General features: G+C 58.2%; 8 protein-coding genes. 2 read left to right on the top strand and 6 right to left on the bottom strand.

The annotated features are described in order from the left end of the window. From AYR66_RS17200 to AYR66_RS17185, 4 genes are all read right to left on the bottom strand, one after another. The coding region (locus AYR66_RS17200; protein WP_088709878.1) for a LuxE/PaaK family acyltransferase at positions 1–926 on the bottom strand (926 nt) is incomplete at its 3' end. A 2-nt stretch (positions 927–928) separates the two neighbouring features. Continuing rightward, positions 929–1,255 (bottom strand): hypothetical protein, encoded by a 327-nt coding sequence (locus AYR66_RS17195; protein ID WP_088708522.1) that lies wholly within the window; start codon positions 1,253–1,255, stop codon positions 929–931. 53 nt (positions 1,256–1,308) lie between these two features. Beyond that, positions 1,309–2,439 (bottom strand): NHL repeat-containing protein, encoded by a 1,131-nt coding sequence (locus tag AYR66_RS17190; protein WP_088708521.1) that lies wholly within the window; start codon positions 2,437–2,439, stop codon positions 1,309–1,311. A 215-nt stretch (positions 2,440–2,654) separates the two neighbouring features. Further along, positions 2,655–2,891 (bottom strand): hypothetical protein, encoded by a 237-nt coding sequence (locus AYR66_RS17185; protein ID WP_088709877.1) that lies wholly within the window; start codon positions 2,889–2,891, stop codon positions 2,655–2,657. A gap of 722 nt (positions 2,892–3,613) precedes the next feature. Here AYR66_RS17185 and AYR66_RS17180 point away from each other — a divergent pair. Beyond that, positions 3,614–3,913 (top strand): EF-hand domain-containing protein, encoded by a 300-nt coding sequence (locus AYR66_RS17180; RefSeq protein WP_088709876.1) that lies wholly within the window; start codon positions 3,614–3,616, stop codon positions 3,911–3,913. Positions 3,914–4,301: 388 nt separating this feature from the next. Continuing rightward, entirely contained in the window at positions 4,302–7,151 is a 2,850-nt protein-coding gene (locus tag AYR66_RS17175; protein WP_088708520.1) for an adenosylcobalamin-dependent ribonucleoside-diphosphate reductase, read from the top strand. Positions 7,152–7,266: 115 nt separating this feature from the next. Here the strand turns inward: AYR66_RS17175 and AYR66_RS30590 are convergent, their stop codons facing one another. Then, on the bottom strand, positions 7,267–7,788 hold the full coding sequence (locus AYR66_RS30590; protein ID WP_420093107.1) for an HNH endonuclease: 522 nt from the start codon (positions 7,786–7,788) through the stop codon (positions 7,267–7,269). Between the two features lie 610 nt (positions 7,789–8,398). Continuing rightward, complete coding sequence (locus AYR66_RS17170; protein ID WP_088708519.1) at positions 8,399–9,208, bottom strand: class I SAM-dependent methyltransferase; 810 nt, start codon at positions 9,206–9,208, stop codon at positions 8,399–8,401. Positions 9,209–9,438: the final 230 nt, after the last annotated feature.

The raw sequence follows: 9,438 nt of genomic DNA, 5'->3' as shown, positions 1-9,438 counted from the left end.
GCAGCGGTGCGCGCCCACGGCGGGTTCTGCCGCATGCGCTTCGCCGGCGGCAGTCCCTTGACCGCGCGCCGCAGCGTGTTGTCGAAGTAGCCGGTCGCGCTCTCCGCCATGCCCAGCACGTTCACGCAATGCGAAGCCGGTATGCCGAGCACGTCATACGCGAGGCGCAGGTAGTCTTCCTGCGTCATCTCGCCGAAGCGTCCGCGATAACCGCCGCCGTCGCCGATGCGGCTGCCCGCCGGCAGGTGGAAGGACACGCCGCGCTTCTTGCAGGCATTGAAGAAAAACACGAAAGCCGACGTCGAGCCGATCATCGCCACCGGCCGGCCGCTGGTTTCCGATTCGGTCAACGCCTCGACCAGCGCGCCGACATCGATGCCGCTGTGGCTGAGCAGGAAGCGGCTGTCGGGTGTGCCGAATATGCGGCGCGTCTCGTCCATGCCGACCGCCATGCCCATCGACGGCGCCATCTCCGGGCTGGGCGCAAGGATCAGCACGCGGCAGCGTTCGCCCTTTTCGAAATCCGGGAACAGCCAGGCGCCGGTCATGATGCGGTTCGCATCCAGCACCAGTTCGCGGCCGATTTCGTCACGGAAGATCTGCCCGCGCACGATGGCGGTGGTGCCGCTGGTGAGGTTGGCCATCACCGCTTCATCGAAGGGGAAGGACGTCACCAGCTCGGTCTTGAAACTCTCGGTCGGGAAGGCGGGAATGTCCTGCCATTGCTTCACCACGCCCGGTCCCTTGCCGAGTGCATTGCAATAGGCGCGATAGGGAGGGTTGTTGCGGTACTGGTAGGCGAACATGTCCAGCGCGAGCTGGTCGAAAGGCGCAGGGTCGCCGTCCACGCCGGACAGGAACATGTCCTGCACGCGTGCGGCGAGACGGATCCGTTCCGCCAGTCCTGGGTCGGAGGGGCTGTTCATGATTACAGCGCCCAGAAAATCACCAGGCCGGTGCCGCCCAGCATGGAGCCGCCGAGCAGCGCGTGCTTGATCTTCAGCAGGCGCTTCTTGATGCCGGCCATGTCCTTGCTGTCCCAGTCGCGGTAGTAAAAGAAGCGGAAGATCCCCGACAGCATGATCGCGATCAGCGAAGACAGGCACAGGATGGTGAAGGTGTAGTTTAGCTCCTTCAGCAGGGCGGGATCGCCCACCTTGTTGCGCAGCACGAGCAGCGTGACGAAGCTGCCGAACCACAGCCCGGTAAACAGGTCGTGGCAAAAGTCATTGATCAGGATGAGCCAGGGTTTCATCGGTGTTACTCCATTTTGTTGGCACGGATTCTGACCGTGCCGGATCGTCGAAATCAGTCCTTTGCATCAAGCAGCTGGAACACCACGATGCGGCCGTTGAACATGTCGGCGACATACACGCGCCGCTGCTTGTCGGTCCACACACCGGACGGCAGCGAGAACGCGTCGTTCTTCGCGCCGGTGCCGTTGATGCCCATCAGGAATTCATACTTGTCGTTGTAGGCGAGCAGGTGGCCGAAATACGACTCCACCACATAGAGGATGCCCGCGCCGTCCGCCGCCACGCCCTTGGGCCGCGCCATGTTGCCCACCGTGATGCCGCGCTCGCCGAAGCCGCGCACGCGCTGGCCGGCTTCGTCGAAAATCTGGATGCGGCTGTTGAGCGTGTCGCTGACATACAGGTGGTCGTCGACGAATGCCATGTGGGTCGGCGCATTCAGCGAGCGGATGTCTTCCCCGGGGCCGCCGACGGTATCGACGAGGCGGCCGCCGTTGTCATAGACCTTGATGTCGTTGGCTGCCGTGTCCGCGACATACAGCAGACCGCGGCGCTTGTCGAAGGCGAGCCCGGTGGGGCGCTTCAGGATGTCTTCGCCGAAGTGGCTGACCATCACGCCGTTGCGATTGATGCGCAGCACCGCGGCCGCACCGGCATCGGACACGGCGAGGTCGCCGTCCCATACTTCGGCGATGGCGACCGGCGCATTGAAGCCGACCTGGCCTTCGCGGCCATTCCAGACGATCAGCTGTCCGCCTTCCTTGTTCGACTTGCCGTCGGCGGGCGGATTGGGGTCAAACACAAAGACCGCGCTGCGGCCCGCATCGACCACATAGATGCGGCCGTCGTCGCTCACCAGGCCATGCTGGGGGCGGAGCATCATCAAGGGATCGGGATCTTCGAAAATCCCGGCCAGCCAGTTGACCGCGGATGCAACGGTGACATCCTTCTTTTCAACGGGCACGAAGTTCGGTTCACCGACCAGTTCGCCGATATAGCGATAGCGCGGCGGGTCCGGCGGCTGCGGCCAGACGAGGTCGGTCCGCTCATTCTGCGGACGCAGGTCGTAACTCAGCTGGCCCCGGATTGCGGGACTCGCGCAGCCCGCCAGCACGGCGGCGAACATCAGCGCCATGACCAGGCGCCCGGACGACAGGAAATTCGAGATCGGCATCGATACCAACATCAATCAGTTGCAGGCACACATGTGCTCGCGCGTTGCGCGATGTCGTTGTCAAACAGACATCGAGCATGTTCAAGACCTTTGTATTCGAGTGGGATTATCGGCGAGGAGATTGCAATGCCGGCAGGAAAGAAATGGGAATTTCCGAATTCCCTATTTCAGATCAATTTGAAATTGGGAAAACTGTGTTTTATTCCCGATTTGGAGAATTCCGCTTATTATTTCGGCCGCGCCGGATTCTCCGCGACGGCCTTCGCCGCCGCCAGCGCCTTGTCATAGCTTTCACACGGAAAGCCTGCCGCGACCACCTGGCCGCTGGTGCGCACGTCATAGGTCATCCAGTGATCCCCTTCCTGCTTCAGCGCAATGTCGCCCGGCTGGCAATGCACCGCGATTTCGTCGTCGCGATACAGGGTCACGATATTGATGTTGTTGTGCTGGACGAAGGTCGGCATGGCGCACTCCAGGGAGAGGATCATGCCGGTTGGACCAGCAATGCGAGGCCAAGGTTTTCGCGCGCGATTGTCACTTCACAAACGACTTCCGCAAAACGATGTACAGCACTGAAAACATGCCGCTTTTTTGAGGATTGTTGAGTTGCGCGGCTTGGGGTTAACCCGTATAGTCCCCTCATGCGCACTCGACACCGAGTACGGATACAAGAGCAGATTCACTGACTGGACCACTTTCCAGATAGGTAAGGGCTCCAGGAATCTACTCTTGTATCAACCCAGGAAGCCCGCCCTTGAGCGGGCTTTTTGCTTCCTGTCAACTGCCAAGATGCAACGGTTTGTGACAGGGAAATGACATGTCCGCCGCCCTTCAGTGTAAGATTCCCGTTCCAAAAAAATCCATCACAGGATGACAGGGTAGGAGACAAAATAAAGCCCGCTTGGCCAGAAGCCGAGCGGGCTTTTCCATTTATACGCCCTGATATGCACCAATGCGGTGCAACATTGCTCAGATATAAATAACACGTATACCGGTTATCACGACAATAAAGCAGACGGTCGCTTGTTGGGGGACTATAGTTACTCCTGTCTCCTCCAACTCTCCTAGAATTGGATTTAACCCGCTACCGCAAGGCAGCGGGTTTTTTTTTGCCGGTTTGATCCAGATGCTAGGGCGCGACGTACGATGCCCGCTAGGATATAACGGTTGATCCAAGGAAACCGACATGAAACCCTCAGCCATCCTGTTCGTCCTCCTCGCCGCCGCCGGCATCGCCCACGCCCAGACCATCGTCCCCAAGCTCGACCAGGACGGCCGCAAGGGCGACATGGCCCGCCTTGCGCACAAGCAGGCGCAGGAAAAGTTCGATGCCGCCGACACCGACAAGGACGGCAAGATCTCCAAGGACGAGGCGGCGGCATCGCTGCCGTATATCGCGGAACACTTCGACCGCTACGACAAGGACAAGGACGGCTTCCTGACCTGGGAAGAGTTTGTCGGGCATAACAGGTGGAAGAAGGACTGAGACGGGACGCAAATACGGTCGCGTTCCCCCACCCGAAATCCAACACCAAAACCCCGCACGTTACCCCCCTTTTCCCCGCACTTAGACGCATATCAATTCGACCGGGAAATGCTTGATCTGCGTCAAGGTAGGGGCGTTTTGCGGCTCGCTAGAATCCACGATGGCCCAGCTGCCGGGAAGCATTTTTTGCGTCCTCGACAGCGGCCGCTGCCCCTTCAATCCAGGACCACGAGCCGCCCCATGAACGCATCCATGCTTTCGCCTCTCATTACCGTCCTGGCCCCGGCAGCAACCGCGAAAGCTGCCGTATAATCGCGGCCCCGCACCGAATTCACCACCGCAACCACCAATTCAGACAGACAGCCACAGGCTATTAGGGAGTCCATTCATGCATAAACTGGAAAGCGCCGTCATCGCGCTCGCGGAGCCGCAAGACATCTCCACCGAAGTGTTGATCGAGAAGTACGCGAAAGGCGACGAAACCTCCGTCGACCAGGTCATCACCCGCGTATCGAAGGCGCTTGCCGAAATCGAACAGCCCAAGCTGCGCAAGAAATACGCAGAAGAATTCCTCTGGGCGATGCAGAACGGCTTCATCCCCGCCGGCCGCGTATCGAGCGCCGCGGGCACTGGCCTGCAGACCACGCTGATCAACTGCTTCGTGCAGCCGGTCGGCGACTCCATCACCGAAGACGTCGGCGGCAAGCCCGGCATCTACACCGCACTCGCGCAAGCGGCCGAGACGATGCGTCGCGGCGGCGGCGTCGGCTACAACTTCTCCGCCATCCGTCCGAAGGGCGCGATGGTCAAGGGCACCGGCAGCTCCGCCTCCGGCCCGATCTCCTACATGAAGGTCTTCGACCGCTCCTGCGAAACCGTCGAATCCGCCGGCGCACGCCGCGGCGCGCAGATGGCCGTGCTCAACGTCGAGCACCCGGACATCGTCGACTTCATCACCGTCAAGCAGGAAAAGGGACAGCTCAACAACTTCAACGTCTCCGTCGGCGTCACCGATGCCTTCATGCAGGCCGTTGAAAGCGACGGCGAATTCGAACTCGCGCACAAGGTCGAACCCAACAGCGACATCAAGGCCAAGGGCGCCTACCTGCGCGACGACGGCAAGTGGGTGTACAAGAAGGTCCAGGCCCGCCTGATCTGGGACCTGATCATGCAGAGCACCTACAACGCCGCCGAACCCGGCGTGCTCTACCTCGACCGCATCAACCAGGAAAACAACCTTTCCTACGCCGAATACATCGAAGCGACCAACCCCTGCGGCGAACAGCCGCTGCCGGACTACGGCTGCTGCTGCCTCGGCTCGCTCAACCTCACCGCCTACGTCGAAAAGCCGTTCTCCGCTGAAGCCAAGTTCGACTTCGACCTGCTCGCCAAAGTCACCAAGCTCGGCGTGCGTATGCTCGACAACGTCCTCATCGCCACCAAGTGGCCGCTGCCGGAACAGGCACGCGAAGCCGACGCCAAGCGCCGCCTCGGCCTCGGCTTCACCGGCCTGGGCGACGCGCTCATCATGCTCGGCGTGCGCTACGACACCGAAGAAGGCCGCATGCTCGCCGCCAACATCTCGCGCGTGATGCGCGATGCGGCGTACGAGAGCTCGGTCGACCTCGCGCAGGAACGCGGCGCCTTCCCGCTGTTCGACGCCGACAAGTACCTCAAGGCCGGCTTCGCCTCCCGCCTGCCGGAAGGCCTCAAGGCCAAGATCGCCAAGCACGGCATCCGCAACTCGCACCTGACCTCAATCGCACCGACGGGCACCATCTCGCTCGCCTTCGCCGACAACGCCTCCAACGGCATCGAGCCCGCGTTCTCCTGGTTCTACAACCGCACCAAGCGCATGCCCGACGGCACCAAGAAGGACTACACCGTCGAAGACCACGCCTACCGCGTCTACCGCGCGCTCGGCAACGACACCACCAAGCTGCCGGAAGCCTTCGTCTCCGCACTGGAAATCTCCGCCATCAACCACATGCTGATGGTGGCCTCCGTTGCACCGTATATCGACGCCGCGATTTCCAAGACCGTCAACGTGCCCGAAGACTACCCGTACGAGGAATTCAAGGACCTCTACATGGAAGCCTGGCGCCAGGGCCTGAAGGGCATCACCACCTACCGCCCCAACGGCGTGCTCGGTGCGGTGCTTTCGGTCGCGCCGGCCAGCACTAACCCGCAACCGATGCAACTGACCGAGCAGGACAAGCGCCTCGTGCTGAAAGACCTCGCAATGGCGCCCCCGATGGCCTCGCTGCGCTGGCCGTCGCGTCCGCGCCTGCAAGCCGGCGCCTCCGCATGGATCAGTGAAATCATCGACACCCCGCAAGGCGAGTTCGCCGTGGCGGTCAGCGACAAGGACGGCGTCCCGTTCGAAGTCTGGGTCCTCGGCGGCCAGCCCCCGCGCGGCCTCGACGCCATCGCCAAGACCCTGTCCACCGACATGCGCGCCAACGACCGCGGCTGGCTGCGCCGCCGCCTCGCACTGCTGTCGAGCGCCTACGGCGACGCATTCGAGATGCCGATGCCGCCGACCGGCCAGATCGTGCAAGTCCCGAGCGCAACCGCGGCATTCGCCAAGCTTGTCGAATTCCGCTACAACCAGCTCGGCGCTCTCGACAAGCAGGACAACGACCCGACCCCGGTCCTCGACGCCCTGTTCGCCCCGCACGAGCCCAAGACCGGCACCGACGGCACGCTCGCCTGGGTCGCAGACGTACGCAACCCGGCCACCGAAGACGACTTCGTGCTGATGCTGAAAGAACTCCAGATGCCCGACGGCACCCGCCGTCCGTACAGCATGTGGCTGACCGGCGGCCACCCGCACACCCTCGACGGCCTGTGCAAGCTGCTGTCGCACGACATGCGCGTGGTCGACCCGGCATGGATCGGCATGAAGCTGCGCAAGCTGCTCAACTACGCGGAACCGCGCGGTGACTTCCTGGCGCGTGTGCCGGGCAGCGAGAAGCAGGCCAGCTATCCGTCGACCGTTGCGTATATTGCGCAGCTGGTGATTCATCGCTATGCGATGCTGGGGATTCTCACGGAAGAGGGGATGCCGGTGAAGGCGATGGGTGTGGTGACGGATGAGCCGGCGCATGTGCATGCGGCTAAGCCGGCGCCGACGATTCATGGCAAATTGTGCCGCGAGTGTGGCAATACCACGGTCATCAAGAAGGATGGGTGTGAGTTTTGTACGGCTTGTGGGGCGATTGGGGCTTGTGGCTAAACGAGACCGCGTCTCCATATAAAAAACGCCCTTCAACGAAGGGCGTTTTTTCAAGCTTGATGCTGTTATTAACGAAGCAGCACAGTTATCGATCAGCATTTATTGGAGTGCTTGATTACTTATCTCGGATCACTCTTGCAATTTGATCTGCTTCTGCCAAGAGCGTCATGACCTGTTCCTTAATCTGTAACAGGCGTTCGTATTCGGGGGATTCCTGCGGCAGTAAGTCTTGGGTTGAATACCTAGTTAGGTACGCATCAATGCGCGCCGCCTGTTTGTCATAGTCCGGCAAGTTGAGTCCGGCTAGATAGTCGCGCCAATTCTTGTTCCCTTTTTTGGAGTTACACGGTTTGCAGCATGGAAGGAGGTTTCCTAGTCGATGTCCATGCCCACTAAAGCGCGAATCCTTTACGGTTGCAAATATATGGTCCCAAGTTTGTGCGGGATCACCGCAGTAAGCACAAGCGAGATCTTTGTCGGGATCTTGGCCCAATACTAGGACAGCTGCCCTTACAAGGCTGTCAGAGTATGCGTCGCTCGGAGCGATTGCGGAAGCAAATGCATGATTTATCGTTGTCCTGCGCCGAGCCACGATAACGTATGGCTTTAAATGGCTTTTGATGGACGAGTAGCGCATCTGAAGACTTGGCTAAAGATTGGCAATTTAAAAACATGCACTAAGGGAATTGGAGAAAATGCGGACCGTGTAGGAAGAACGAGGGGTCATCAAACTCGGGGTTAGGTCTTGCACGAACGCATTTTCTGTTGTGGGGAGCCGCGAGAATCGGCACTTGAAAACAGAAGTATTCATGCAAGACTTGACCCCATTGTCTGCCTAAGCCAGTGCCGCCTCCGGATTGGTGGCACCAACGAAAATGATCCAACACCTTTTCCACCGATTTAGCGCCAACACCCTATTCTGGTCGACAACGCTCTCCATCATGCTAGTTGATGATGCAGCCATGCTGGCTATGATCTTTTGCTGAGTCTGGGCAGCGATCACAACACCCTCACCACCTCGGAAGGCTGGCAGCAAGTCCAGTACCAGCTGGCAGAAATGTATAGGCAAAGCATTAAGCCGAATAGAAGATCGGGGTCAGGCCCTGCACAAACACATTTTCTTGGGTGCGGGCAGCGAGAATAGGTACCTGAAAATAGATGCGTTCATGTAATGCCTGACCCCATTGCTCGGTAATGTTCGATAGAACATTCTGCTTCTACATCCAATTCGCGATTTCCATGTTCCTCTATTTTCTTCCAACAATTAGTACACGACCGGATAAAAAATGCGCTAGCGGAGCTAATGCAACAAGTAAGACCCTATCTATCTTTGCGACATTTTGCCAACGATCGGGAAATATTCGTGTAACAAGAAAGTTGAAATGTTTACTGACTTCGAGATGAGACAAAGGCTTTTTGATCTTCGCAATATCTCTCTCAGATAACTTTCTCTCGTCTTCTGTTATGTACGGTCTATCGTGTCCGTAGATGAAATGCCGCATCAAAGGGTATAGAACTCGTTCAGTGAAAAAATTACGCCTGACCAGCTCGGTCGCGGAGTGGGAATAAATTTCGTTCACTATCCATACAGCGCCTGGTTTAGATACTCGATCCAATTCCGCCACTGTCTTTGTGACATCCACATGATGAAGTATGTCGCGCGCAATGACTACATCGAAAAAATGATCTGGATATTGGAGGTTCTCAGCCGCCATTTCCTCGAATGTAACAGACAAAGCCTCCCTACTTGCTAAAGCCTTTGCCAAGTTAATTGCTTCTGAACTCAAATCAAAAGCGAAGACTTCTGCGCCGAGTTTTGCAATTCGGAGTGCATCATCGCCTGCCCCGCAGCCGACGACTAGAATCTTTTTTCCGATCAGATCAATTGACGTTATATGGTGGAACATCTGCCAGTAGGCATTCCACCATCGCCTTGATGGTTTAGATAAGACTTCATATGAGAATGGTTTGGCTAATAACGCATCGCGCATACGGTCAAAATGCTCTCGATGGTAGTTACGTTCGCGTTGCTGGCGCTCGGTCAACATTTGCGACATCCAATTCACTCCAAGTAAATATTCATGGAATACGAGGAGTTAACATTAGACTCGTACTCCCGTCGACGAGCCATACCAAATTTATGGGATAAACGAGATTCAAACACGCCATATTTGGAATCCTTCGGGGTCAAGCCTTGCACAAACATATCTTCTAAGAGAATGGATTTTTGCGATTGTTAATGTGATAACTTCATCCCGCACTAGAGACGCTTTTGGCATGCCCATTC

The sequence above is a fragment of the Noviherbaspirillum denitrificans genome (assembly GCF_002211445.1).
In the GTDB taxonomy this organism is placed as follows: domain Bacteria; phylum Pseudomonadota; class Gammaproteobacteria; order Burkholderiales; family Burkholderiaceae_D; genus Noviherbaspirillum; species Noviherbaspirillum denitrificans.
This window is presented reverse-complemented; position numbering and strand designations above follow the sequence as displayed.

What these genes read in the sequence shown, in the direction of transcription:
- AYR66_RS17195 (WP_088708522.1), bottom strand. Translation starts at nt 1,255, where the DNA reads ATGAAACCCTGGCTCATCCTGATCAATGACTTTTGCCACGACCTGTTT.
- AYR66_RS17190 (WP_088708521.1), bottom strand. Translation starts at nt 2,439, where the DNA reads ATGTTGGTATCGATGCCGATCTCGAATTTCCTGTCGTCCGGGCGCCTG.
- AYR66_RS17185 (WP_088709877.1), bottom strand. Translation starts at nt 2,891, where the DNA reads ATGCCGACCTTCGTCCAGCACAACAACATCAATATCGTGACCCTGTAT.
- AYR66_RS17180 (WP_088709876.1), top strand. Translation starts at nt 3,614, where the DNA reads ATGAAACCCTCAGCCATCCTGTTCGTCCTCCTCGCCGCCGCCGGCATC.
- AYR66_RS17175 (WP_088708520.1), top strand. Translation starts at nt 4,302, where the DNA reads ATGCATAAACTGGAAAGCGCCGTCATCGCGCTCGCGGAGCCGCAAGAC.
- AYR66_RS30590 (WP_420093107.1), bottom strand. Translation starts at nt 7,788, where the DNA reads ATGCGCTACTCGTCCATCAAAAGCCATTTAAAGCCATACGTTATCGTG.
- AYR66_RS17170 (WP_088708519.1), bottom strand. Translation starts at nt 9,208, where the DNA reads ATGTCGCAAATGTTGACCGAGCGCCAGCAACGCGAACGTAACTACCAT.